21 protein-coding genes and 1 pseudogene are annotated in these 24,729 nt (G+C 72.7%); 6 read left to right on the forward strand and 16 right to left on the reverse strand.

Annotation, left to right across the window (positions count from 1 at the left end):
* Positions 1 to 73 precede the first annotated feature (73 nt).
* Positions 74 to 1,030, forward strand: coding sequence for a helix-turn-helix domain-containing protein (locus ABZ939_RS28450; RefSeq protein ID WP_361861092.1), 957 nt, complete (start codon positions 74 to 76; stop codon positions 1,028 to 1,030).
* Here ABZ939_RS28450 and ABZ939_RS28455 read toward each other — a convergent pair.
* A complete protein-coding gene (locus tag ABZ939_RS28455; RefSeq protein ID WP_361861095.1) occupies positions 1,014 to 3,749 on the reverse strand; it encodes an FAD-binding and (Fe-S)-binding domain-containing protein in 2,736 nt (911 codons plus the stop codon). The two genes, ABZ939_RS28450 and ABZ939_RS28455, sit on opposite strands and share 17 nt — an antisense overlap.
* A 51-nt stretch (positions 3,750 to 3,800) precedes the next feature.
* Between ABZ939_RS28455 and serC the strand changes: the two genes are divergently transcribed.
* Positions 3,801 to 4,919: a phosphoserine transaminase gene (serC, locus tag ABZ939_RS28460; protein WP_361861098.1), complete on the forward strand. Its 1,119-nt coding sequence runs from the start codon at positions 3,801 to 3,803 to the stop codon at positions 4,917 to 4,919.
* Between the two features lie 76 nt (positions 4,920 to 4,995).
* On the opposite strand, the gene ABZ939_RS28465 is transcribed toward serC, so the two are convergent.
* Positions 4,996 to 5,361, reverse strand: coding sequence for a hypothetical protein (locus ABZ939_RS28465; RefSeq protein ID WP_361861101.1), 366 nt, complete (start codon positions 5,359 to 5,361; stop codon positions 4,996 to 4,998).
* Positions 5,362 to 5,450: 89 nt separating this feature from the next.
* A complete protein-coding gene (locus tag ABZ939_RS28470; RefSeq protein ID WP_361861104.1) occupies positions 5,451 to 6,425 on the reverse strand; it encodes a WD40 repeat domain-containing protein in 975 nt (324 codons plus the stop codon).
* A 78-nt stretch (positions 6,426 to 6,503) separates the two neighbouring features.
* Here ABZ939_RS28470 and ABZ939_RS28475 point away from each other — a divergent pair, with 78 nt between their 5' ends.
* Positions 6,504 to 7,196 (forward strand): GDSL-type esterase/lipase family protein, encoded by a 693-nt coding sequence (locus ABZ939_RS28475; RefSeq protein WP_361861107.1) that lies wholly within the window; start codon positions 6,504 to 6,506, stop codon positions 7,194 to 7,196.
* A 203-nt stretch (positions 7,197 to 7,399) separates the two neighbouring features.
* Here the strand turns inward: ABZ939_RS28475 and ABZ939_RS28480 are convergent, their stop codons facing one another.
* Positions 7,400 to 8,410: a quinone oxidoreductase gene (locus ABZ939_RS28480; protein WP_361861110.1), complete on the reverse strand. Its 1,011-nt coding sequence runs from the start codon at positions 8,408 to 8,410 to the stop codon at positions 7,400 to 7,402.
* A 163-nt stretch (positions 8,411 to 8,573) separates the two neighbouring features.
* On the opposite strand from ABZ939_RS28480, the pseudogene ABZ939_RS28485 reads away from it, so the two are divergent.
* Positions 8,574 to 8,702 (forward strand): annotated as a pseudogene (locus tag ABZ939_RS28485) (IS481 family transposase); the annotation flags it as partial.
* Between the two features lie 8 nt (positions 8,703 to 8,710).
* Here the strand turns inward: ABZ939_RS28485 and ABZ939_RS28490 are convergent.
* The 3 genes from ABZ939_RS28490 to ABZ939_RS28500 form a co-directional block, all read right to left on the reverse strand.
* Positions 8,711 to 9,745 carry an SGNH/GDSL hydrolase family protein gene (locus ABZ939_RS28490; RefSeq protein ID WP_361861113.1) on the reverse strand — a complete coding sequence of 345 codons (1,035 nt, stop codon included), beginning with the start codon at positions 9,743 to 9,745 and terminating at the stop codon, positions 8,711 to 8,713.
* Between the two features lie 159 nt (positions 9,746 to 9,904).
* Entirely contained in the window at positions 9,905 to 10,423 is a 519-nt protein-coding gene (locus tag ABZ939_RS28495) for a hypothetical protein (RefSeq protein ID WP_361861116.1), read from the reverse strand.
* Positions 10,424 to 10,552: 129 nt separating this feature from the next.
* Positions 10,553 to 11,023, reverse strand: coding sequence for a carboxymuconolactone decarboxylase (locus tag ABZ939_RS28500; protein ID WP_361861119.1), 471 nt, complete (start codon positions 11,021 to 11,023; stop codon positions 10,553 to 10,555).
* Between the two features lie 34 nt (positions 11,024 to 11,057).
* Here ABZ939_RS28500 and ABZ939_RS28505 point away from each other — a divergent pair, with 34 nt between their 5' ends.
* Positions 11,058 to 11,591 carry a MarR family winged helix-turn-helix transcriptional regulator gene (locus ABZ939_RS28505; RefSeq protein WP_361861122.1) on the forward strand — a complete coding sequence of 178 codons (534 nt, stop codon included), beginning with the start codon at positions 11,058 to 11,060 and terminating at the stop codon, positions 11,589 to 11,591.
* Positions 11,592 to 11,711: 120 nt separating this feature from the next.
* Here the strand turns inward: ABZ939_RS28505 and ABZ939_RS28510 are convergent, their stop codons facing one another.
* Positions 11,712 to 12,701, reverse strand: a complete 990-nt coding sequence (locus ABZ939_RS28510) for an aldo/keto reductase (RefSeq protein ID WP_361861125.1) — start codon at positions 12,699 to 12,701, stop codon at positions 11,712 to 11,714.
* A gap of 162 nt (positions 12,702 to 12,863) precedes the next feature.
* Here ABZ939_RS28510 and ABZ939_RS28515 point away from each other — a divergent pair, with 162 nt between their 5' ends.
* Positions 12,864 to 13,460, forward strand: a complete 597-nt coding sequence (locus ABZ939_RS28515; protein WP_361861128.1) for an HD domain-containing protein — start codon at positions 12,864 to 12,866, stop codon at positions 13,458 to 13,460.
* Between the two features lie 3 nt (positions 13,461 to 13,463).
* On the opposite strand, the gene ABZ939_RS28520 is transcribed toward ABZ939_RS28515, so the two are convergent.
* The 8 genes from ABZ939_RS28520 to ABZ939_RS28555 form a co-directional block, all read right to left on the reverse strand.
* Entirely contained in the window at positions 13,464 to 14,669 is a 1,206-nt protein-coding gene (locus ABZ939_RS28520; protein WP_361861131.1) for a phospholipase D-like domain-containing protein, read from the reverse strand.
* Positions 14,670 to 14,722: 53 nt separating this feature from the next.
* Positions 14,723 to 15,505 (reverse strand): 4'-phosphopantetheinyl transferase superfamily protein, encoded by a 783-nt coding sequence (locus ABZ939_RS28525; protein ID WP_361861134.1) that lies wholly within the window; start codon positions 15,503 to 15,505, stop codon positions 14,723 to 14,725.
* Between the two features lie 25 nt (positions 15,506 to 15,530).
* Positions 15,531 to 16,520, reverse strand: a complete 990-nt coding sequence (locus tag ABZ939_RS28530; RefSeq protein WP_361861137.1) for a TauD/TfdA family dioxygenase — start codon at positions 16,518 to 16,520, stop codon at positions 15,531 to 15,533.
* Positions 16,517 to 17,548, reverse strand: a complete 1,032-nt coding sequence (locus ABZ939_RS28535) for a TauD/TfdA family dioxygenase (protein WP_361861140.1) — start codon at positions 17,546 to 17,548, stop codon at positions 16,517 to 16,519. Before ABZ939_RS28535 ends, ABZ939_RS28530 begins: the two co-directional genes overlap by 4 nt.
* Complete coding sequence (locus ABZ939_RS28540) at positions 17,548 to 18,348, reverse strand: alpha/beta fold hydrolase (RefSeq protein ID WP_361861143.1); 801 nt, start codon at positions 18,346 to 18,348, stop codon at positions 17,548 to 17,550. Before ABZ939_RS28540 ends, ABZ939_RS28535 begins: the two co-directional genes overlap by 1 nt.
* Positions 18,349 to 18,388: 40 nt before the next feature.
* Complete coding sequence (locus ABZ939_RS28545) at positions 18,389 to 21,700, reverse strand: amino acid adenylation domain-containing protein (RefSeq protein ID WP_361861146.1); 3,312 nt, start codon at positions 21,698 to 21,700, stop codon at positions 18,389 to 18,391.
* A gap of 181 nt (positions 21,701 to 21,881) precedes the next feature.
* Positions 21,882 to 22,100, reverse strand: a complete 219-nt coding sequence (locus ABZ939_RS28550; protein WP_361861149.1) for an MbtH family NRPS accessory protein — start codon at positions 22,098 to 22,100, stop codon at positions 21,882 to 21,884.
* A 98-nt stretch (positions 22,101 to 22,198) separates the two neighbouring features.
* Positions 22,199 to 24,646 carry an AAA family ATPase gene (locus ABZ939_RS28555; protein ID WP_361861152.1) on the reverse strand — a complete coding sequence of 816 codons (2,448 nt, stop codon included), beginning with the start codon at positions 24,644 to 24,646 and terminating at the stop codon, positions 22,199 to 22,201.
* Positions 24,647 to 24,729 lie beyond the last annotated feature (83 nt).

Raw genomic sequence — 24,729 nt, forward strand, 5'->3', positions numbered from 1 at the left:
CTCGCCGGGTCGGAGGCCGTCGACGAGTGGCCCTCCTGCCACCGATCGCGGGTTTTCTGCCACACTCCCCCGCATGCCGCCGTTCCTGAACGTCGCCGCCTACACCCCGCCCCGCGTCGGCATGCTCGCCGTCGGACTCGTCTCCGAGGTCTTCGGCGCTCCCCCCGCGGGCCTCCCGCGCTTCGACTTCGCGCTCTGCGCCGACCAGCCCGGGCAGGTCCCCACCGACCTCGGCGTCCCGCTCACCGTCTCCCACGGCCTCGACCGGCTCGCCGCCGCCGATCTCGTACTCGCCCTCCCCTGGGCCGACTTCCGCACCCCGCCGCCCGTCCCCGTGCTCGACGCGCTCCGCGCCGCCCACGCGCGTGGCGCGCTGGTCGGGGCGCACTGCGTCGGCGCGTTCGCGCTCGCCGCGGCCGGGCTGCTCGACGGGCTGCGGGCCACCACCCACTGGCGGTTCGCCGACCTGCTCGCGCGCCGCCATCCGTCGGTCACCGTCGAGCCGGACGCCCTCTACGTCGACGAGGGCCGCATCCTCACGGGCGCGGGCGCCGCCGCCGGATTCGACCTGTGCATGCATCTGCTGCGCCGCGAGTACGGGGCCGCCGCCGCCAACACCCTGGCCCGGGACCTCGTCCTGCCCCCGCACCGCGACGGCGGCCAGGCCCAGTACTTCGCCGCGCCCGTCCCCGAGGACGGCGAGGACGAACGGCTCGCCGACGTGCTCGCCTGGGCCCGCGAACACCTCCACGAGCCGCTGCCCGTCGCCGAGTTGGCCCGCCGCGCGCTGATGAGCCGCCGCTCCTTCGCCCGCCGTTTCGCCGCCGCGACCGGGACCACGCCCCACGCCTGGGTCCTCGGCCTGCGGCTCGGCCGGGCGGAGGAGCTCCTGGAGACGACCGACCTCCCGGTCGAGGAGATCGCCCGCCTGGTCGGCTACGGCAGCGCGGCCGTCCTGCGCGAACAGTTCGTGCGCCGCCGCGGCGTACCGCCCCGGACCTACCGCCGCACGTTCACTCGTTCCCCCTAGCCACCAGCGCGTCCGCGAGGACCTCCGCCAGATGGCGGGCGCGGCGGCCCGTCAGATGGTCCAACTGGGTACGGCAGGAGAAACCGTCCGCCAGGAGGACGGCGTTCTCGTCCGCGGCCCGGACCGCCGGCAGGAGCTGGTCCTCCGCACAGGCCACCGACACCTCGTAATGGCCCGGTTCGAAGCCGAAGTTGCCCGCCAGGCCGCAGCAGCCGCCACTCAAGTCACCTGTCAGACCCGCCCGTTCACGCAACCGGCGTTCGGCGGCGTCGCCGAGGATCGCGTGCTGGTGGCAGTGGGTCTGGCCGACGGCCGGATGGTCCAGACGCGGCGGTTCCCACGTCGGGGCGAACTCCTCCAGGGCCTGGGCGAAGGTGCGGACGGAGGCGGCCACACGCGCCGCCCGCGGGTCGTCGGCGAGCAGCTCCGGGAGGTCCGTCCGCAGGGTCGCGGCGCAGGAGGGTTCGAGGACGACCACCGGATGCCCGGGCACCGCGTCCAGTACGTCCAGCGTCCTGCCCATCACCTTCCGCGCCCGGTCCAGCTGCCCCGTCGAGACGTAGGTGAGCCCGCAGCACACCCGGCCCGGCGGCAGCCCCACCCGTACGCCGGCCGCCTCCAGGACCCGTACCGCCGACCGGCCCACCTGCGGGGCCAGATGGTTGGTGAAGGTGTCCGGCCACAGCAGGACGTCGGAGGCCGTCTCCAGGCGCGTGCCGAACCAGGAGACGAACGTCCGGGACGCGACGCGCGGCAGCTCCCGTTCCGGAGTGACGCCCGCGAGACGGGAGGGCAGCGCGCGGGCGAGGTTGAGCGCCGGGCCGAACACGCGCAGCCACTGCGGCAGCCGGCCCATCGTGACGTGCGACCACGGCCGACGCCGGCCCGCGTAGTGGCGGTCCAGGAACTCCGCCTTGTACGTGGCCATGTCCACGCCCACCGGGCAGTCGCTCCGGCACCCCTTGCACGACAGACACAGGTCGAGGGCCTCCATGACCTCCTCCGAGCGCCAGCCGTCCGTGATCACCTCGCCGAGCGCCATCTCGTGCAGCAGCCGCGCCCTGCCGCGCGTCGAGTGCCGCTCCTCCCCCGTCGCGCGGTACGAGGGGCACATCACCTCCGGTCCGGAGCTCGGGGCCGCCACCCGGCACTTCGCGACGCCGACGCAGCGGGCCACCTCGGGAACGACGACGGGCAGCCCCGCGAAGCGCAGACCCTCGTCGAGCTGCCGCGGCCGCACCAGCATCCCCGGGTTCAGTCCGCCGTCCGGGTCCCACACGTCCTTGACCTCGCCGAACAGCGCCACGAGCTCGGGGCCGTACATCTTCGACAGCAGCTCCGCCCGCGCCTGCCCGTCCCCGTGCTCCCCCGACAGCGAGCCCCCGTGCGCGACCACCAGGTCCGCCACCGCCTCCGAGAACTCCCGGAAGCGGCCGATCCCGGCCCCCGTGTACAGATCGAAGTCGATACGGACGTGGATGCAGCCGTCGCCGAAGTGGCCGTACGGCGTCCCCCGCAGCCCGTGCTCCGCGAGGAGGGAGCGGAACTCGCGCAGATACGCCCCGAGCCGTGCCGGCGGCACCGCGCAGTCCTCCCACCCCGGCCAGGCCTCGGTGCTGTCCGGCATCCGGGTCGCCGTGCCGGCCGCGTCCTCCCGGATCCGCCAGAGCGCCCGCTGCCCGGCCGGGTCCGTGACCAGCACGGAGTCCAGCGCGTCCGCCGCCCGGACCAGCTCCTGCGCCGAGGCGAGTCCGTCCGTCTCGACGAACAGCCAGGCGCCACCGCGCGGCAGGCCCGCCTCGCCCCGCACCAGATCGGCGGCCATCCCCTCCACCGTCAGCGGCCCGAGCGGCAGCAGCCCCGCCACCGCGTCGGCCGCCGCGCTCTCGTCCGCGTACCCGAGGACGGCGAGGACCGGTGCGGAGGGCAGTGGCACCAGCCGTACGGTCGCCTCCGTCAGCACGCCCAGCGTGCCCTCGCTGCCGCAGAACGAGCGGGCCACGTCCGCGCCCCGCTCCGGCAGCAGCGCGTCGAGCGCGTAGCCGGAGATCCGCCGCGGCAGCCCGGCCGGGTAGCCCGTCCGCAGCGCCGCCAGATTGCGGCCGACCAGCTCCCGCAGCCCCTCCGGCGCGCCCTGCCAGTCCCGGCCGAGGCGGAGCGACGCCCCGCCGTACGTCAGGACGTCGATCGAGGTCACGTTGTCGGCGGTCGTGCCCCAGGCCACCGAGTGCGCCCCGCACGCGTTGTTCCCGATCATGCCGCCGAGGGTGCAGCGGCTGTGCGTGGACGGATCGGGGCCGAAGGTCAGCCCGTACGGGCGAACGGCATCCCGCAAACGGTCGAGCACCGCCCCCGGCTGGACGACGGCCGTCCGTGCCTCCCGGTCCACGGAGACGATCGCGCGCATGTGCCGTGTGAAGTCGAGCACGACGCCCGTCCCGGTGGCCTGGCCGGCGATCGACGTGCCCGCGCCGCGGGCGACGACCGGCACCCCGAACGAGCGGCACACCTCCAGCGCCGCCGCCACGTCCGTGGCGTCCCGGGGGGCGACCACACCCGCCGGAACCCGGCGGTAGTTGGAGGCGTCCATCGTCATCAGGGCCCTGGCCGTGGCGCCGAAGTCGACGTCTCCGGCGACCGCCGCACGCAGCGCCGCCTCCAGCCGGGACAGCTCGTGGTGTTTTCGCACGAGGTCAGGATGTCTCACCTGTCGTCTCATCCGGCGGACATCGTTCCGCCGTGGCCCTTCCGACCGGATACGCTCCGCCTCGTGGCTGAGATCCAGATTCCCGCTGACATCAAGCCCGCCGACGGCCGTTTCGGCGCGGGCCCCTCCAAGGTGCGTACGGAGGCGCTGGACGCCCTGGCCGCCACCGGCACCTCCCTCCTCGGCACGTCCCACCGCCAGGCCCCGGTCAAGAACCTGGTCGGCGAGGTACGTGCCGGAGTGCGTGACCTCTTCTCGCTGCCCGAGGGTTACGAGGTGATCCTGGGCAACGGCGGCTCCACCGCCTTCTGGGACATCGCGACCCACGGGCTCATCGAGTCGAAGTCGCAGCACCTCAACTTCGGCGAGTTCTCCTCCAAGTTCGCGAAGGCCGCGAAGCTGGCCCCCTGGCTGGCCGAGCCGACCGTGATCTCCTCCGACCCGGGCACCCACCCGGAGCCGCAGGCCGAGGCGGGCGTCGACGTCTACGCGTTCACCCACAACGAGACCTCCACGGGTGTCGCGGCCCCGGTCAAGCGGGTCGCGGGCGCCGACGAGGGTGCGCTGGTCCTGGTCGACGCGACCTCCGGCGCGGGCGGCCTGCCGGTCGACATCACCGAGTCGGACGTCTACTACTTCGCCCCGCAGAAGTCCTTCGCCGCGGACGGCGGCCTGTGGCTGGCGGCCTTCTCGCCGGCCGCGCTGGAGCGCGCCGCCCGGATCCACGCCTCGGGCCGGCACATCCCGGAGTTCTTCTCCCTGCCGACGGCGATCGACAACTCGCTGAAGAACCAGACGTACAACACCCCGGCGCTGTCCACCCTCTTCCTGCTCAACGAGCAGCTGAAGTGGATCAACGGCCAGGGCGGTCTGGACTGGGCCGTGGCCCGGACGAAGGAGTCCTCCCAGGCGCTGTACGGCTGGGCCGAGGAGTCCAAGTACGCGACGCCGTTCGTCACGGACCCGGCGAAGCGTTCGCAGGTCATCGGCACCATCGACTTCTCCGAGGACGTCGACGCGGCGGCGGTCGCCAAGGCGCTGCGCGCCAACGGCATCGTGGACACCGAGCCGTACCGCAAGCTGGGCCGCAACCAGCTGCGGATCGCGATGTTCCCGGCGATCGACCCGGCGGACGTGCGGGCGCTGACGGCCTGCATCGACTACGTGATCGAGAAGCTGTAGCAGACGGGCGTACGAAGGGCCCGGCATCGGACATGGTCGATGCCGGGCCCTTCGCCGTTCACCCCACTTGCCGAGCTCACCCCATCTGCGCCTTCACGTGGTCGATCACCGCGTTGAAATCGGCCGTCGGCGAGAACTCCACGACATCGACGTCCTCCAGGGCCTCGGGGGCGTGGCCGGGAGCCCAGTAGTAGGCCTGCCCCGCCTCGTAGATGTCCTCTCCCGAGGGGGTCCGCATCCTGATCCGACCGTTGAGCAGGTACCCCCAGTGGGGGCACTGGCACATGCCGCCTTCGAGGCCCTGGAGTGCCGGGGCCATGTCGGTGCCCTTGGGCAGGTGGATGAAGGCGACGCTCATGTCACCGCCGAATTCCGTCAGACGCAGCTCCACGCCGCCGCCTTCCATGGCGACGGGGGTGTTCTCGCGCGTGGTTGCCGTCATGATTCCTCCACGACAGAGTCCGTGTCCTTCCAGTCTCGACCCGCTGGTGCACGGGGTCGAAGCGGGAAGAAGAGCCGCAGGTCAGCGACTCAGCCGCGGCGCAGGAGGCGCTTCCCACCGATCACGAGGGCGGTCGCGGTGCCGAGGACGATCACGCCGAGGGTGAAGTTCCCCCGGTCCTCGGCGGTGGCGGGTGCGTCCGGGTCCTTCGGTGACGCGCCGGGCGTCGAGGGCGGCCGAGAAGCCGTGAGGCGGTCCACGCGGACGACCTCGCTGTGGCGGCCCTCCGAGCCGAACATCACCGCGGAGCCGTCCTTCGTGTACGTCACCGACTCCGACTGCCCCTGGAAGGGCACCCGCAGGTCGGCGCCGTCGTCACCGAGGCGGCCGTCCTTCCACGCGTACTCCTTCGCGGTGAAGTAGCCGCGCAGGACGAGCCGGCTCCCGTCCGGGGAGAAGGCCCCGTCGGTCACCCACGGCACGTCGTCGACGCGCCGGAAGACGTTCGTCCCCCCGGACGAGAGCCGTTCCGGGCCCGCGTACAGCCCGCCGGTGTCCTCGTTCTTGCTGGCGATGTAGACCCGGCCGGTCTTCGGATGGACCATCAGGGCCTCGGCGTTGCGCGGCCCGTCCGCGTACTTCACGACGTACTGCTTCGCCGTGACCGTCTGGTCCTTCAGCTGCTTCGGCTCGGGGAAGCGGTAGATCCAGACGTGGTCCCAGGTCCCGTCCCGGTTGTCGCCGATGTCGCCGACGTAGATGTCGCCGTCGGGGCCGATGGAGATCGCCTCCATGTCGCGGGGTGTGCCGACGCCCTTCATGGTGAGCGTCGCGACCGTCTCGCCCGTACGGGAGTCGATGCCGTAGATCAGCGGCGCGTCCTGGTCGTTGTGCGTCCAGTACACGCCGGGGTGCGCCTGACTGGCCGCGAGACCGCTGGACTCGGTGACCCGGGCGTCCTTGATCGTGAAGTCCTGGTCCGCGCCCTCGGCGGCACCTGCGGGGGCGGCCGCCGTGAGCAGGACCAGGGCGGCGGCACCGGAGACGCACAGAAGCGATCGCATGGACCAAGCCTGCCACGGGCCGCGCGGGTGGTCGGGATCACGTCGCAGGCCCCGGGCGGGCTCCGCGATGATGGAAGCATGCGTTTTATGTTCGTCGGCGACAGCATGACCATCGGACGCGCCGGCGACTACACCTGGCGCTACCGCATGTGGCAGCACCTGGAGACCGTGCTGCCCGGGCGGTACGAGATCGTCGGGCCGCGCACCGAGTTGTACGACACCGCCGCCGACGCACCCCTTTCGCACGACTACGCCGACAGGGGCTTCCCCGCGCCGGCCCGCCGTCATCTCGCCGGCTGGGGCGAGGGCTGGCTGCACATGGCGCCGCTGATCGGCGAGGCGGTCACCACGGCCGGCGCGGACGTTCTGCTCGTCTCCCTCGGCCTGATCGACCTCGGCTTCTACACCAACAGCGACCAGACCGCCGAGAACACGCGCGCCTTCGTCGCCGCCGCCCGCGCGGCGAACCCGTACGTCAAGACCGTGGTGATGCCGGTCATCCCCAACGTGCGGGCCGAGTACGACGCGCCGTTCGCCGCCGAGTGCGAGCGCTTCAACGAACTCCTCGCCAAGGCCGTCGCCGACCTGGACACGGCGGCCTCGCCCCTGCTGCTCGCGACGGTCCCGGAGTCGTACGACATCCACACGGACACCTACGACGGGACGCATCCGGGACCGACGGGCGAGCACAAGCTGGCGGGCGCGTTCGCGGCGGCGATGCACCAGGCGTGGGGCATCGGCGGACCGTACGCGGCGGTGGTCGAGCCCTAGGTGTTCTGTCCCGGGAGGTTGTGGACGGGTGAGCCAGGTCTCGACTGAGGGATCTTGAAGGGGTGTGACCCAGATACGCCAGAAACCCGCCAGAACTTGATCTTGGCCTGCTGAGTGCCTGACGCTGTCGGGGATCTTGGCGATGACGGTCGGCCAGCCCTCGACATCTCAGTCTCCAAGATCCCCGACCTCGTCACCCGCGATCAGCTCTGCGTCTCCTCGCGGCGTCCAATAGCGGCCGCATCGGGTATGACGAGCAGCTTGCCGGTGGTACGCCGAGCCTCCAGATCGCTGTGGGCCTGGGCGGCCTCGGACAATGCGTAGCGGCCCGTTACGGTGACCTCAAGCGCCTTGGAGCGCACCCACTCGAACACATCGGCGGCCCGTCGGAGCAGTTCGGACCGATCGGCGATGAAGTCCCCGAGGCTGGGCCGGATCAGGGTCAGCGAACCGCCGTGGGCGAGCCGAATCGGATCAAACGGAGGCACGGCACCACTTGCCGCGCCGAAGAGCACGAGATGGCCGCGGGTTCGCAGGCTGGCGAGGCTCGCATCGAAGGTGTGCGCGCCGACGCCGTCGAAGACAACCGGCAGTCCCTGACCGCCGTTGAGCCGCCTCACCTCGGCTGCGAGATCGTCGACTGCGGAGGAAAGGATCACCTCAGCGGCCCCGGCACGCTTCGCCAGCTCGGCCTTCGCCGTGGTCGACGTCGTGCCGATCACCCTGCCGCCGAGATGGGTGATGAGCTGGGTCAAAAGCAGACCCATGCCACCAGCAGCCGCATGCACAAGCACCGTGTCGCCCCCCTGAACCGGGTAGGCGTCCTTGACGAGATAGTGCGCGGTCATGCCTTGGAGGAGCACGGCGGCGGCTGTCTCGAAGCCGATATCGTCGGGCAGCGGCACCAGCCGGGAGGAGTCCACGACGGCCCGCTCGGCATACGTGCCGGGAATCTCCACCCAACCGACCCGGTCCCCGACTGCGACGTCAGCGACGCCGGGTCCAACTTCGACGACCGTGCCGGCGCCCTCAGCGCCCGGGGTGAAGGGCAGCGGGAGACTGTACCGGCCTTCGCGGTGGTAGACGTCGAGGAAGTTGACCCCGGATGCGGCGACCTCCACGACCGCCTCGCCCGGACCCGGCCGCGGCTGGTCCACCTTGGCCTCCTGCAGCACCTCGGGACCGCCCACTTCGTACACCTGAATCGCTCGCATGACCCCTCCAGTAACGGCTCATCCCCCACCAACCCCGTTGACGGCGATCCGATTCCCGGCAAGCAGACCAGCCCGCCGCCCCCGCCGAGAGCTGAGACGCCTGCTTTGCACCGGGGCAACATCCCCGACGGCGGCGGACACAAGGCCCTGGGCCGGCAAGCGGTCAGACATCGAACGCCGCGAAGTGTTCGCCGGCTGGCTCCACTCCTACAATCACCACCGCGGACACACCGCACTCGCAGGCAAACCACCCGCAAGCCGCGTCCCCCACCTGACGAGGCAATACACCTAGGGCCGCTGTCAGGCCGGGCCCCTGCCGTACATCGCCGCGATCGACTGGGCGACCGTGTCGCCGTCGGCGTCCCGGCCCGTCTCGTTCGACCGGAGGTACCACGGCAGCCTCTGGTGCAGGAGCGTCACCTGCGAGGGTTCGAGCAGACCGCCCACCCCCCGGTCCGAGCCGTCGCACACCGTCGCCGCGCCCGTCGCCGCGTACAGATCGACGAAGTGCGCCCCGTACCGCTTCGACTTCGCCGCCATCAGGGTGTTGAGCCGGGCCTGGACCTTCTCGTCGAGGAAGGCCCACGCCTCCTCCGGCACGTCCCCGAGCGGGCTGCCGGCCCCGCCCGGCAGCGGGGTACGACAGCGCGTCCGGTCCTTCGGGATCAGCCGGGGATACCCCACCAGAACCGTCTTCGCCGACGGCGACTCGCTGCCGATCTCGGAGAACAGCTTGTCGAGGTCCTTGCCGGTCCGCTCGAACCGCGTCTCCAGCCAGGCCGCGCCGGCGCCCTTCGAGAAGTACGAACGACACTGTTTCGCAGGCGAGTTCGCGTCCACCGGCCGGTCCGGCAGATGCCCTCCCTCCGTGCCGCGCAGCCGCGCGGAGCACTGCTTCAGGACCTGCCCCAGACCCACCGTCCCGGCCCCCAGGCCCACGACCACCAGCCGTGTCTCCTTCGTCAGCGCCCGTTTCTGCGGCACCGCCGTCACGCCGCCACCGAGGTCCTGCTCCTCCCACACATGACGGAGCGCGGCGTCCGCGCACGACACGTCAGCCGTGATGTCCAACAGGATCGACTGGTCGGCGAGTTGGTCCTCGATCACGTCCGGCAGGTTCTCCGCCGCCCGTACGCACAGCAGCGCGCCCCGGTCCACCGGCGCGATGCCGTACCCGCCGATCGAGGCGTCTCCGAGGAACACGGTCGGGATCTTCTCGGGGTTCGCAAGCGTCGCCGTCGCCGGCGTAGCGGGCGCCTGGAGCGCCACCGCGAGCAGCGCGGCCGCCACCCCGCGCACCGTTCTCGTATAGACGGCGATCGCCGCTGCACTCACATGATGCCTCTCTGTAGTCCTCGACCACAGTGAGCATCACCGAGTGCAGCGGCGGGGATGCGGTCCTGACTTCGGGTAACGGGGCGCGCCGGGGTCATTCCGGCGCGCGACGGGGAGCATTTCGCGATCTTCGGGTCGGTGCGTTCGGGCCGCAGAGGGTCAGACGGAGACCGCGACGAGGGCGAGGGCGGAGCCGCCGAAGACGATGAGGTGGCGGATGTTCTGCTGGATCCGCACCCAGCCGGGGAAGGCGTTCTCGGCGGCCGTGAGGAAGGCCGGGACGTCGACACGCGCCAACTCGGGGTCGCCCTTGCGGCGGAAGGCGGCCTGGACGGAGGTGGTGGCGGTCAGGTTGCTGTGCAGGATCAGCACGTTCATCAGGAAGACGAGCGACTGGAAGATCCAGGTGGCCATCTGGCCCCAGCCGTGTCCGGCGAGGTTGAGCCCGGCGACGGCCGCCATGACCACGGCGACGGTGACGGGCGCCCAGGTCTCGTGGCCGCCGGCGTCGAACCGGAGGTTGTTCTCCGCCAGGACCCCGGGGCGGATGCCCTGGCGGCTCAGCTCGTTCTCGGCGGCGCTGGTGGCGGCGGGTCCGAAGCGGTGGCGCACCAGCGGGATGCTGACGAAGGCCAGGGCGATGAGCAGCTGCATGAGGGCGGCGAGGTCGGCGTTCACTTGGGGGTCTCCATCCGGTCGTTCGAGGTGTCGTTCTCGATGACCCCGACGATGCCGAACCCAGCTGACAGGCCACGGACGTTGACCTGACAGCCCCCGGCGCCGCCTGTCAGGTGCCCGCACCCCCTGTCAGGCCGAGCGGGTCAGCCGGTTCGCCAGGGTCGACAGGGTGTACGCGCCGATGCCCAGGACGACCTCCAGGGCGTTCTGGCGCGTGTAGCCGTGCGCGAGGAAGCGCTCGAGTTCCGCGTCGCTCACCGCGCCCGACGCGGCGAGGACCTGATGGGTGAACTGCCGTACGGCCGCCAGTCGTTCGGGCTGCTCCGCCGGGCCGAGCTTCGCCAGCTTCGTCTCGTGCAGGTCGATGCAGAGATGGCACTGGTTGCGTTCGGCGACGGTCAGGATGACGGTCTCGCGGGAGTGCGGGTCGAGCGTCGTGGACTCGAAGAGCGCGCTCATCTTCAGGAAGCCGTCCAGCGCGTGCGGGGACTCGGCCATGCGGGCGACGGCCTGCGGGAGGTGTCCCCAGGCGGCGGTCACGTTCTCCATGGGGCGGCGGGAGGCGGCGGGGGCGGTCTCTACGGTGTGGTCGGTGAACAAGGCGACTCCTGGGGCAGAGAGTAGAATCGACAACATGGTTGACCATGGCGATGAGAGAAACGTAAACCAGGTTGTCGATCCTGGCAAGGGAGAATCCGTCGCGGGGTACGAACTGCCGTTGCTCCTCTTCGCCGGCTTCCGCACCCTCATCGACCGGCTCCACGCCGAACTCGCCCGCCAGGGCCACCCCGACATGCGCCCCGCCCACGGCTTCGCCATGCAGGCCATCGGCGCGGGCGGCCCCCAGGGCGCCACCGCGAGCGACATCGGACGCCGCCTCGGCGTCTCCAAGCAGGCCGCGGGCAAGACCGTCGACCGCCTCCTCGCCGTCGGCTACGCCGAGCGCGCCGACGACCCGGCCGACGCCCGCCGCAAACTCGTCCGCCTCACCGCACGCGGCCACGAGGCCCTGGCCCGCTCGGCCGCGATCTTCGACGACCTGCACGCGGAGTGGTGCACGGCCCTCGGCGCCGACCGCGTACGGGACATGGAGACCGCGCTGCGGACCGTCGTACCGGCGGACACGGCGTACCGGCTCGACGCCACGAGCTGGCTCGGCGGGACCTGACGGCGGTGGCGAGTTCTCGCCACCGGCGCGCTCGGGCCGCGACTGACCCGGACGGGTGCGTGACGCGGTGGCCGCCGCCCTCGGGAGGGGCGACGGCCGTGTCCGCGAGGTGTTACCCGATCACCAGGCGAAGGCTTCCGGCGAGGGCCCCGTGCCGGGGAAGATCTCGTCCAGAGCGGCCAGGACCTCGTCGCTCAGCTCCAGCTCCAGGGCGCGCAGGGCGGACTCCAGCTGCCCGGCCGTGCGCGGGCCGACGATCGGGCCCGTGATCCCCGGCCTGGTCAGCAGCCACGCCAGGGCGGTCTCGCCGGGCTCGAGGCCGTGCTTGTCGAGGAGGTCCTCGTACGCCTGCACCTGGGCGCGGACCGCGGTGTCGGCCAGCGCCTCGGCGGTACGGCCCGAGGCGCGCCGTCCGCCCGTGGCCTCGTTCTTGATGACCCCGCCGAGCAGGCCGCCGTGCAGCGGGGACCAGGGGATGACGCCGAGCCCGTACTCCTGGGCCGCCGGGATGACCTCCATCTCGGCGCGGCGCTCGTAGAGGTTGTAGAGGCACTGCTCGCTGACGAGCCCGAACGTCCCGCGCCGGGCGGCGATCTCGTTGGCCTGAGCGATCTTGTAGCCGGGGAAGTTGGACGAGCCCGCGTAGAGGATCTTCCCCTGCTGGACCAGGACGTCGATCGCCTGCCAGATCTCCTCGAAGGGAGTGAGCCGGTCGATGTGGTGGAACTGGTACAGGTCGATGTAGTCGGTGCCGAGCCGCTTGAGGGAAGCCTCGACGGCCCGCCGGATGTTCAGCGCCGACAGCCGGTCCTCGTTGGGCCAGGTCTCGCCCTCGCGTGACATGGAGCCGTAGACCTTGGTGGCCAGGACCGTCTTCTCGCGCCGGCCGCCGCCCTGGGCGAACCAGCTGCCGATGATCTCCTCGGTGCGGCCCTTGTTCTCCCCCCATCCGTACACGTTGGCCGTGTCTACGAAGTTCAGACCCGCGTCGAGGGCGGCATCCAGGATGGCGTGACTGGTCGGTTCGTCTGTCTGTGGACCGAAGTTCATCGTGCCGAGTACGAGTCGGCTGACCTTGAGTCCGGTGCGTCCGAGCTGCGTGTACTTCATGACACCCAAGCCAACTGCTTCGAGTCCACTCCAGGCAAGAGCCGCTGTGCGGCCGTCCGTTCCGGCCGCCCGTCCCGGCCCCCTGGCAGGAGTTCCTGACAGGGATTCCCCCGTCGCCCGCCCGGCGGGGGGTCGGGGTCGTCACGGGCGATACTCGCGGACATGACATTCGACGCGATCAAGATGCCGGACACCGCGGCCTGCACCACCGCCCTGGAAGTGGCCACCGCCTACTGCTCCCCGGCACTGCTGAACCACTCGATCAGGGCCTACATATGGGCGGCCGCGTACGGCACGGAGCAGGGCATCGACTTCGATCCCGAGCTGCTGTACGTGGGCGCGATGTTCCACGACATCGCCCTGATGCCGGAGTTCGACAGCCACACCGTGGGCTTCGACGAGGCCAGCGGACACGTGGCCTGGGTCTTCGGCGCCGGCGCCGGCTGGCCGGTGGCCCGGCGGCAGCGGCTGGTGGAGGTGGTCGTCGCCCACATGCTCGACGAGGTCGACGTGCACGCGGACCCGGAGGGCTTCCTGCTGGAGCGCTCCACCAGCCTGGACATCTCCGGCCGGTACATGGACGACTTCTCCGCCGCGTTCAAGGCGGAGGTGCTCGAGCTCCACCCCCGTCTGGGCATCGCGGACGAGTTCCTCGGCTGCTTCCGCGACCAGGCCGAGCGGAAGCCGGAGAGCTCCGCGGCGGCGGCGATGCGGAACAACATCGCCGAGCGGATCCTCACGAACCAGCTCGACCGATAGCCGTCACAGGAAGCGGCGGATCGGGGCCACCGAGTGCTCCCGCATCCGCTGCAGCGCCGACCGACCCGCCCACGTCACGGGGTCGACGCACTCGCTGAGCTCGCGGTCCTGGTCGAAGTGGCCGTCCAAGGTGGCGGTCAGCTCCTCGTCCAGGACCGCGAGCACCACCTCCTCGTCGTGGTCGAGGGAACGGCGGTTGAAGTTGGCCGAGCCGACGAGGGAGAGCGTGCCGTCCATGGTGAGCACCTTGGCGTGCATCATCGACGGCCCGTACTCCCAGATCCGCACCCCCGCGTCGAGCAGGCCCTCGTACAGGCGCTGCCCGGCCAGTCGGCACACGGGCTTGTCGGTGTGCCGGCCCGGGACCAGGATCTCCACCTCGACGCCGCGTCGCGCGGCGGCCTTGAGCAGCTCGGCGAAGTACGCGTCGGGGGCGAAGTAGGCGGTGGTCAGCCGGATCCTGGTCTCCGCGGATTCGAGGACCACCCGCAGCAGGGTGCGGACGTCCTGCCAGCCGACGCTCGCCGAGCCCCGTACGACCTGGACGACGGACCGGCCCTCCGGCCGGTGCTCGACGAACCGGTCACGGTCGTCGAAGAGGGTGTCGTGGCACTCGGCCCAGTTCTGGACGAACGCGGCCGCTATCCCGTCGACCGCGGGCCCGCGCACCCGGAAGTGCGTCTCGCGCCACTCGGCCTCGTCGCGCGCGTCGCCGGACCACTCCTCGGCGATCCCGACCCCGCCGGTGAACGCGGTCGTCTCGTCGACGACGAGGACCTTGCGGTGGCAGCGGTGGTTCTGCTTGAACGGCGACAGCCACAACGGCCTGCGGAACCAGGCCACATGGACCCCGGCCCGCGCCATCCCGTCCAGCAGCTCCTGCTCGATGAGCCGGCTGCCGAAGCCGTCGAGGAGGAGCCGCACCCGGACGCCGGCCCGGGCCCGCTCCGCGAGCGCGTCCGCGAACTCCCGGGCGATGGCGCCCCGCCAGTACACGAAGGTCATCATGTCGACGGTCCGGCGGGCGGATCGGATGCTCGCGAGCATCGCCGAGAAGATCTCGTCGCCGTTGCGCAGCGGCAGCAGGCTGTTGAGCTCGGTGGCCGGCGTGCCGATCAGCCGCTCCAGGCGGCGCCGTATCCGCGCGGTTGCGCCGGAAGGGGCGGCCACCGCGGGCAGGTCCACAGGCAGGTCCTGGGCCGTCGACATGGGCTTCTCCTGGGTGATGCGGCGCCGCGGCCCCGGGTGGGGGCCGCGGCGGTTCAATGCGTGGGTCCGGGACGGGGTTCCGGTGCCGTCCCGAGGGACGAGGGGTCGAGCCAGCGGATGCTGGGAGGGACCGTGCGCCGGGTGTGGAGTGCGGCCGCGGCCGCGTGGTCGGGCAGGTCGAGAAGGTTGACGATCCGCCACCCGGGCGGAGCGTCGCCCGCCGCCGGGTCCTCGCCCAGGTAGTCCAGGTCGAGGTCCCGGCCGAGACCGGTGCCGATGCCCTTCAGATAGGCCTCCTTGCGGACCCAGAGGCGGGCGAAGACCGAGCGGCTGTCCTCCGGCGACGCCGCCTCCACCTCGCGGGTCTCCGCGTGGTGGAGAGCCGCGCCGAGTTCGGCGACGACCTCCAGCTCGGGCAGCGCCTCCACGTCGACGCCGATCGGCACCGAGGCCACCCCGACCAGCACCAGGTCACCGCCGTGCGACAGCGAGAAGTGCAGCGGCGTACGGGCCGCCCGCGCCACCGCCGGGCGGCCGTGCGGGCCGCCGCAGCAGGGGCAGGGCTCCGAGTGGAAGCGCACCGCCTCCGCCGGCACCCCCAGATAGGCGCCCAGGAGCCGGCGGAGCGTGAGGTGCGCCATCGTGTAGCGGTGCCGGTCCCGGTCCTTGACGAAGGAGGACGCCCGGCGCCGCTCGTGCTCGTCGAGGACCGACAGGTCCAGCGCCGCCGACGCCTCCTCGGGGACGCGCAGGATCCACAGGTCCGCCGCGCCGTCCGCGGGGGCGGGCAGCGAGGCGGGCCAGTCCGCCGGGAGGACGGGCGCGGTGGCCGTCATGGGGTCGCGCACCCCCCGGGGCCGGTCACCGGATGTCCTGGTTCACATGCAGGTCGGACATGGCGACGAGGATGCGCCGGTCACCGCGGAACGGCTCGCGGGCGTGGGTGGCGAGGAAGTTGTCGACCACCAGCACGTCGCCGCGCTCCCAGGGCAGGGAGACGGCCGCCTCCTTGTAGAGCTCGCCGATGAGCTCCACCGCCTCGTCCTCGATGGGCGAGCCGTCGCCGTAGAACGCGTTGCGGGGGACGCCCTGCGGCCCGTACTCGTCGAGCAGATAGCCCGCCACCTCGGCGGGGAGAGTGGAGATGTGCCAGAGGTGGGCGTGGTTGAACCACACGGTCTCGCCGGTGCGCGGATGCCGGGTGACGGCCTGGCGGACCGCCCGGGTACGCAGTCCGTCGCTGCCGATCCACTCGAACTCGGTGCGCGAGTCACGGCAGTACGCCTCGACCTCGGCCCGGTCCTCGGTCTGGAAGACGACCTGCCACGGGATGTCGAGGTCGGGGCTGTAGTTGCGCACATAGCTGACGCCGTGGCGCTGGAAGCGTTCGCGCAGCTCGGCGGGGATCTTCGCGAAGACGGCGCGCTCACTGGCGACGGGGGTGGCGCCGCCCGTCGCCGAGGGCCGGTCGCCGTAGAAGTACAGCCGGCCGGGCCAGTTGTGCGAGTACGACATCTCGTGGTGGAAGGCGATCCACTGGTCCTCGCTGAGCTCGGTCGAGGTGAAGACCTTGTCGGCGATCTCGGTGCGGGGCGCGGCCCGCTCCAGGTAGTCGAGCAGATCGGGCGAGAACGCGCGGGCCGCGGCGCCGAAGTCCTCCGGGCTGTCCAGAGCGAAGCCCCGGAAGAGCAGGGCACCGTGGCGCTCCAGCTCGTCGGTCAGCCGGGCGTGGTTGGCGGAGATCCACCGGTCCAGGCGCAGGCCGGGCTCGGCCGCCTCGACCTTCAGGAGGAACGGCTCGGGGTCCACGGGTGCGGTCGTCACCCGCCCGGCGGCGAAGTCGGTCGTCATGCCGCTGCCCCTTCCTCACCGGCGTCGGCGTCCGCGCGGACCGGGTCGGACATCGCGGCGAGGATGCGGCGGGCGCCCTCGAAGGGCTCCCGGGCGTGCGCCGTGATCATGTTCTCCACGACCAGGACGTCGCCCCGCTCCCAGTCGAAGCCCGTGGTCTCGGCCGTGAACGCGGCCCGCAGCTCGGCCAGCGTCTCGTCCTCGATCGGGGTGCCGTCGCCGTAGTACGTGTTGTACGGCAGGTCCTCCTCGTCCAGCGCCTCACGGAGACCGGTGCTGATCTCCTCGGGCAGCGAGGTGATGTGGAAGAACACCGCGTGGTTGAACCAGGTCCGCTCGCCGGACACCGGGTGGGTGTGGATCGCGGGACGGGTCTGGCGGGTGCGGAGCTGACCGCCGTCCACCCACTCGACGGCGATCCCGGCCTTCGCGCAGTACGCGGCGACCTGCTCGGGGTCCTCGGTCTGGAAGGCCTCCTGCCAGGACAGGCTGATGCCGGGGATGTAGTTGCGCACGTACTGGACGCCGAGCCGCTCGAACTTCTCGACCGTCTCGGGGCGCAGCGCGGCCAGCACCCGCCGGGAGTCGGCGAGCGGGGTGCGTCCGCCGCGCTCGGCGGGCCGCTCGCAGCAGAAGACGATCCGCATCGGCCAGTTGTCCGTGTAGGACTGCTCGTTGTGCAGCAGGATGTGCTGGTCGGCGGGGTATTCGGTGGACGTGTAGATGCCGTCCGACACCTCGGTACGGGGCGAGGAGCGCTCCCCGTACTCCAGGACCCGGTCGGACAGGGCGTCCATCACGGTGCGGAACCCGGCGGAGTCGGTGACCGCGAAGTCGCGGAAGAGGACCGCGCCGGCCCGCACGGCGAGGTCGTCGACGAGCGGCCGGTTGGCGCGGATCCACGTGGCGAGGTCCGTGCCGGGCGCGGCCGCGCGGACGAGGGCCGGCAGCGGCCGGCCGTCCTCCCACGCCTGGGGCGCGGCCTGGCCGTCCTGCGCCTGGGCCGGTGCGTCGTTCGCTTGTGTCATCAGGGGATCTCCAGATCGGTGGGGACGGCCAGGCGCGGAAGCAGCTCCGCGATCAGCTCGGCCGCCCGGTCCTTGAGGTAGAAGTGGCCGCCGGGCTGGGTGAGCAGGGCGAAGTCGCCGTCGGTCAGCTCGCCCCAGGCGCGGGCCTGGTCCGGGCTGTGCCCGGTCTCCCGGTCGCCGCGCACCGCGGTGATCGGGCAGGAGAGGACGGGCAGTTCGCGGGGGCGGTACGTCTCGATGAGCCGGTAGTCGTTGCGCAGCGGGCCCAGGACCAGTTCGAGCAGCTCGGGGTGGTCGAGGACGGCGTCGTCGATGCCGCCCAGCTCCCTGATCCGGGCCAGGAACGCGGCGTCGTCCAGGGTGTGGACGGTGCCGGGCCGCCGGGTGCCGGGGGCACCGTGACCGGAGACGACGAGGTGGTGCGGCGGGTGGCCGCCCTCCTGCAGGCGTCGGGCCACCTCGTAGGCCACCGAGGCGCCCATGCTGTGGCCGAAGAGGACCAGCGGCAGGTCGCGCATCGGCAGCAGAGCCTCGGCGACCTGGTCGGCGAGCTCGTGCAGCTCGGTGACGTACGGGTCGGCCATCCGGCCCTCCCGGCCCGGGTACTGGACCACCCGGTGGTCGTAGGCGCTGGGCAGCAGGTCCGTCCAGGGGCGGAAGAAGCTGGCCCACCCGCCGGCGTGCGGCAGGCAGACCAGCCGGACCGCCGCGGACGCGGCGGCCGGCCGGAAGCTGCGCAGCCACAGCTCCTGCGGTGAGGTGACGCGAACGGCGGGGCGGCCCGCCATCGGGTACGTCATGGGGTTCGGGCTCCGTCGGATCGTGGGGGCGCGGCCGCGGTCAGCCTCGGTACGCGCTGCGGTCGATGCGCGGGATGGGCGCCGCCGCGGGCGGCTTGGCGCCGTCCTGCTGCTCGCCGTCCCGCTGGGCCTGCAGCTGCTCGTCCACGAGGACGGCGAGCGCGGCGACCGTCGGTGCCTGCAGGAACTGCCCGATGCGCAGACCCACTCCGAGGTTCGAGCGGATCCGGGCGATCGCCCGGATCGCGAGCAGCGAGTGGCCGCCCAGATCGAAGAAGGAGTCGTACACCCCGAGCCGCTCGACCTTGAGAAGCTCCGCGCAGATCTCGGTGATCGCCACTTCGGTGGGGGTGCGCGGCGCGGTGTGCTCGGGGCCGCCGACCTGGCGGGTGCCGTCCGGCCGGGGCAGCGCGGACAGGTCCAGCTTGCCGTGGTCGCCCAGCGGCCAGCCGTCGAGGACCATCAGGTGGGCGGGCACCATCGCCTCGGGGAGCCGCTCGCGCAGGTACTCCTGGAGTGCGGGGACACGGGCCTCGCCGGTGACGTATCCGACGAGCTGCGGCTGTCCGTCCTCGTCCGGGCGGGCGGTGACCAGCGCGCCGGTGAGGTCCGGATGGGCGCGCAGGACGGCCTCGATCTCGCCGGTCTCGACGCGGTTGCCGCGGATCTTCACCTGGCTGTCGGCGCGGCCGCGGAACTCGATCGTGCCGTCCGCGCGCCAGCAGACCAGGTCGCCCGTGGCGTACAGCCGCTGCCCGGTGGCGAAGGGGTGGGGAACGAAGCTCGCCGCGGTCTGGCCGGGGCGGCCCAGGTAGCCGCGTGCGGTCTGCGCGCCGCCGATGTACAGCTGACCCGGCACGCCGACCGGCTGGGGGCGGCCGGCGGTGTCGAGGACGTACAGCTCCACACCCGGGACGGGTCGGCCGATCGGCACCCGGGTGTCGGCCGCGCCGGCGACCCGCCCGGCGGTGACGTCGATGACCGCCTCGGTGGGGCCGTACTGGTTGTGCAGCTCGGCGTTCGGGTAGCGGTCGAGGGTCCGGCCGGCGAGGGCGGCCGGCAGCTCCTCGCCGCCGCTGAGCAGCACGCGCAGGTTCTCGTGACCGCCGTCGGGGGCGTCGAGGAAGGCCGCGAGCATGGACGGCACGAAGTGGCACAGGGTGATCCGGTGCCGGTCGAGGACCTCGTGGAGGTATTCGACGTCGCGGTGGCCGCCGGGCCGGGCGCTGACCACGGTGGCGCCGGTGACCAGCGGCCACAGCAGCTCCCACAGCGACACGTCGAAGCCGAGCGGGGTCTTCTGGAGCACCCGGTCGCCGGCGGCCAGCCGGTAGTCGCGCTGCATGCCGTGCAGACGGTTGAGCAGGCCCCCGTGGGTGTTCACGACACCCTTGGGGCGGCCGGTCGAGCCGGAGGTGAAGAGGACGTACGCGGCGGAGTCCCGGGCCGTACGGGCGGGTTCGGGGCGGTGCGCGGGGCGGCGGGCCACCTCGCTGCCGGTGATGTCGAGGCGGCGCTGCCCCGGGAAGTGGCCGACGAGGTCGGCGCTGGTGATGACGAGGGCGGGTGCGCCGTCCTCGACGAGCTGGTCGAGCCGCGCCTTGGGGTAGTCGGGGTCGAGCGGCAGGTAGACCGCACCGGCCTTGAGCACGCCGAGGACGGCGGGGAGCAGTTCGGCGCCGCGGTGCAGGCAGACCGCGACCCGGTCCTCGGGCCCGATGCCCCGATCGGCCAGCAGGTGGGCCACCTGGTTGGCGCGACGGTCCAGCTCGGCGTAGCTGAGGCTCTCGCCGGTGGCGTCGATCTCCACCGCGACGGCGTCGGGGGTGGCGTCGACCTGCGCCTCGAACCACTGCGGGAGCGCGGGGCCGGTCAGCGCCTCGTCGCCGGCGTTGCTGAACTCCCGTACGACCTGGGCGAGTTCGGCGTCGCCGAGGACGGGCAGGGCGTCGACCGGGTGGTCGGGTTCGGCCGTGGCGGCGGCGAGGACGGTCTCGAAGGCGGCGGCCAGGCGGGCCGCGGTGGCCGGGTCGTACAGCTCGGTGGAGAACTCCAGCCAGCCCGCGAGGCCGCCGTCGCCGTCCGGTGCGAGCTGGACGGAGAGGTCGCAGCGCACGGTGCCGACCAGGGCGGGCAGCACCTGGCAGTCGAGGCCGGGGGCGGAGAAGGCCACCGGAGGGGTGTTGTGCAGGGCGAGCCAGTGGCGGGCGAGCGCGGTCTGGCCGGAGACGTCGCGGTCGGCCTTCAGCTCGTGGACGATCCGCTCGAACGGCACGTCCTGGTTCTCCTGCGCCCGGTTGCACACGTCACGGGTGCGCAGCAGCAGGTCGCGGAAGGTGTCTCCCCGCTCCTGCCGTACGCGCAGCGGGAGGGTGTTGACGAAGAATCCGACGACGTCCTCGAGTTCGGCGCGGCGGCGGCCCGCCATCGGGGTGCCGACGATCACGTCCTCGTCGCCCGACCAGCGGCCGAGCACCGTCGACCAGGCGGCGACCAGCGCCGCGAAGAGGGTGGCCTGGGTCTCGTCGGTGAGCCCCCGCAGCCGGGCCACGAGCTCGGCGGGGAGGGTGATCGGGGCGGTGGCGCCCGCGTAGCTGCGGTCCGCAGGGCGGGGCCGGTCGGTCGGTACGTCGTTGGCGGGAAGGTCCGCGAGCTCCTCGCGCCAGAAGTCCAGCTGCTCGTCGAGGACGCCCTGCTGCTGCCGCTCGCGCTGCCAGACGGCGAAGTCGGCGTACTGGAGGGAGGGTTCGGCCAGCTTGGGCTCCTCGCCGCCGGCCAGCGCGGCGTAGGCGGCGCCCAGTTCGCTCATCAGCAGGCCGAGCGACCAACCGTCGACCACGATGTGGTGCACGCACAGCACGAGGACCCACTCGGGCTCCTCCGCGTCGGTCACCTTCAGGAGCGCGGCACGCAGCAGGGGCGGCTTCGCGAGGTCGAAGCCCTCGGAGGCGGTCCGGGTCACCTCGGCCGTCACTCCGTCGCCGGTGACCTCCCGTACCGGAAGGTCCACGGGGAAGCTGCCGGCCGGGTGGACGACCTGCTCGACGCGGTCGCCGTCCTCCTCGATGCCCGTCCGCAGGACCTCGTGGCGGTCGATCAGGAACTCCAGGGAGCGCCGCAGCGCCTCGGCGTCCAGGTCGCCGCGCAGCCGCAGCGCACCGGAGCCGACGTACATGGCGGAGCCGGGCTGCATCCGCTCGACGACGTAGAGACGCTCCTGTCCGAAGGACAGTTCGGCGCGGGTCCGGTCGCCGTCGCGGCGCGGGATGCGGTCCGCGGCCCGGCCGGCGCCGGCTTCATCCAGCAGCTTGTCGAGGAGCCGCAGCTGCTCGGGCGAGAACGGGGTGCTCAAGGGAAATCCTCCGTGGAACGACGATGACGACGGGGCGGCACGGGCCGCGCCGGGAGCGGGTGAACCGCGCCGGGACCGGGTGGGACGACTCCCGGGCGACGCGGTCGGCTCCGGGGCGACGCGGTCGGCTCCGGGGCCGGGTGTTGGCCTCTCCCGGGAGCCGGGCGGGACGGCGGGCCGGTCAGCCGGCCGCCGCCGCCATCTCCTCGCGCAGGCTCAGCGGACGCATGTCGGTCCACACCTCGTCGATGTGCGCCAGGCATTCCTCACGGGTGCCGGCCGTGCCCTCGATCCGCCAGCCGGCGGGCGGTTCGGCGTCCGCACGCCAGATGGAGTACTGGAGCTCGTCGTTGAGCACGACGCGGTACTCGGGCTGCTGCTCGCTGCGCTCGTCGGACATGGGTGTTCCCTCTCGCTCGACTGGGGCCAGTTGACGCGGGCGGGCCGATGCGCCGCCGCACACCGGGGCCGTCGGGGGTGGTGGCACACCCACCCTGTTCACCAGGCGACTTGGGGCTGCAGGCTCCGGTGCTCGTAAGTCAACCCGGGGACGGAGGCTTTGTAATGTCGGGGCTTCTCCTGATGGGCGGCCGGGCGGGCGGCCGTGGGGTGCGGGGCCTGCCTCCTGCGCTCGGAGCGGCCGACGACGGCGGCGACCTCGGCCCGGGACGAGACGTCGAGCTTGCGGAAGATCCGGCCGAGGTGGGTCTCCACGGTCTTGTGGCTCAGTTCCAGGGCGCGTGCGATCTGCTGGTTGGTGCGGCCGCCGCTGACGAGGACGGCGATCTCCAGCTCCCGCTTGCTGAGGGCGGCGAGGCCCGGCTCGGCCTGGGTGGGGCTCGGGGCCGGGGTCGAGGCCGGCGTCCGGGGCCCGGGCACGGCGGCGGAGGCCACCTCGGACTTGAGTTCCAGGGCGAGTCCGAGCAGGTACGGGGAGTCGACGGCGGCCGCGTTGGTCTCGGCGCAGGCCGCGTGCCGTACGGCTCCGGCCAGGTCGCCCGCTTCGAGCTGGAGGCGGGCCATGGCCATGGCCAGTTGTGGGACGACACCGGTGAGGCGGCGGGCCTCGGCGATGCGCAGACTGCGGCCGAAGTGCAGGGCGGCGGCCTCCGCCCGGCCGAGCGCGGACTCGGTGGCGGCGAGCCAGTACAGGCCGTCGAGATGGCGGACCGCCACGCCGTCGGGGAGCGTGTCGAGGAGCGGGGCCGCCCGGTCGGCGTACTCCCGGGCCCGGTCGATGGCCCCGGTGCGTACGGAGGTGGCGGCGAGCAGCGCGAGCAGGCGGCCGCGTTCGGCGGCGGGCAGCTCCCCGAGCGGGGGTTCCGCGACCGCGCGGTCGGCGGCGGGTCCCTCGCCCGTCTCGAGCGCGTGGGCCAGCCGCTCGCCCAGGAGCCGGGCGTGTGCCCGCGCCTCGCGGGCGCCCGGGAGGCGGGAGGCGGCTTCCAGCTCGGCGAGGGCGGCGCGGTTGTCGCCGAGCAGCCGCCAGATACGGGCGCGGCAGCGGTGCGCGGCGGCGGAGGTGTCGGGGACGGAGGTGCCGGGGGCGGAGGTGGTGAGCGCGGCCAGGCCCTCGCGGAGGCGGCCGGTCAGGGCGAGCGCGCGGCCGAGCAGCAGCCGGGCGCGCGGGGTCCTGCCGGAGTCCGTGTCCAGGTCCATCGCGGTACGGGTCCAGGCAGCGGCCTGGACCGGGTCCTGCCACAGCCGCTCGGCGGCGGCGGTCAGCAGGACGCCCGCGCCGGCCGCGTCGCCCTCGACGGCGCTGTGCTCCAGGTGCCGTGCGAGCGGTACGGAGGCGCTGTCGCGCGGAGCGAGCAGGGCGGTGGCCCGTTCGTGGGCGCCCTGGAGCCAGCCGGAGCCGGCGGACTGGTAGGCGGCGGCGCGCAGCAGCGGGTTGCGGAAGCGCAGCCCGCGGGCGAGTGCGGTGCCGTGGACCAGGTCCTCGTGGAGCAGTTCGTCCAGCGCGGCGCGCAGGGCGGCGCCCTCAAGCTGGGAGACGCGGCCCAGGGCCGCCACGTCGAAGGGTTCGCCGAGCACGGCGGCGGACCGGGCCGCCAGCCAGCCGGCGGGCGTGAGGCCGCGGAAGTCGCGCAGGCAGTCGGTGAGGACCTCGATCGGGAGCGGGAAGGCGGCGCTTCCGCAGTGGTCGGGCACCGCGCGTAGAGCGGCGAACGCCCGCAGGAGTCCGGGGTTTCCGCCGGCCGCCGCGAGGAGGGTCTCGCAGTGGACCCGGCTGAGGTCGTCGGGCAGCAGCGAGAGCGCCTGCTCCTCGCTCAGGGGTTCGGTGGGCGTGCGTCGCAGGCGGCCGTGGGCGGCGGCCTCGGCGAGCAGGCTCCGTAGCATGCCGTCGCCCTGGCGGGGGCGGTGGGCGACCGCGAGCACGATGCGCCCGGCGGGCGGATGGCCGAGGAGGTGGGAGAGCAGGTCGAGGGAGGCGTCGTCGGCCCGGTGGGCGTCGTCGAGCGTGATGAGCAGGGGCCGTTCCGCGGCCAGCGCCTCGAGCAGCGCGTGCACGGCGCGCAGGGCGTGGTAGCGGTCGGACGGCGTGTCCGGGAGCGGGGGTGCGGCGGCGGTGAGCGCCGGGAAGATCCCGGCGAGCCGGTCGATGTGGTGGCGGGCGGGGCCGGCCAGGGCATCGGTGTCGAAGCGGACGAGGAGGTCGTCCAGGGCGTCGACGAAGATGCCGTACGGGACGGCGGAGAGGGTGGTCGTCGCGTGGCCGGCGGCAGTGCGCCAGCCGCGGGCGGCCGCGTCGCGGGTGAGCTGGCTCAGGAGGGAGGTCTTGCCGCTCCAGCGCTCGCCCGGTATCTCCACCACGGTGAGGCGCGGGGACGGTCCGTCCAGGGCCTCGAAAAGGGATTCCGCGGTCACCGGATCCACCTTTTCCTCGGTGTTGTCGTTCTTCTGGTCGGTTGCATCGAATGCGAGGGCACGGACGTCGTCGGACAAGGCGGGCGCCTTTCGGTCTCTTGCATGGCTCTGGATGCCGATCCCGAATTCCCCGGCGCGGGCCGTCCGAATTCCCGTGCCTT

It is taken from the genome of Streptomyces sp. NPDC046712, assembly GCF_040645695.1.
Taxonomy (GTDB): domain Bacteria; phylum Actinomycetota; class Actinomycetes; order Streptomycetales; family Streptomycetaceae; genus Streptomyces.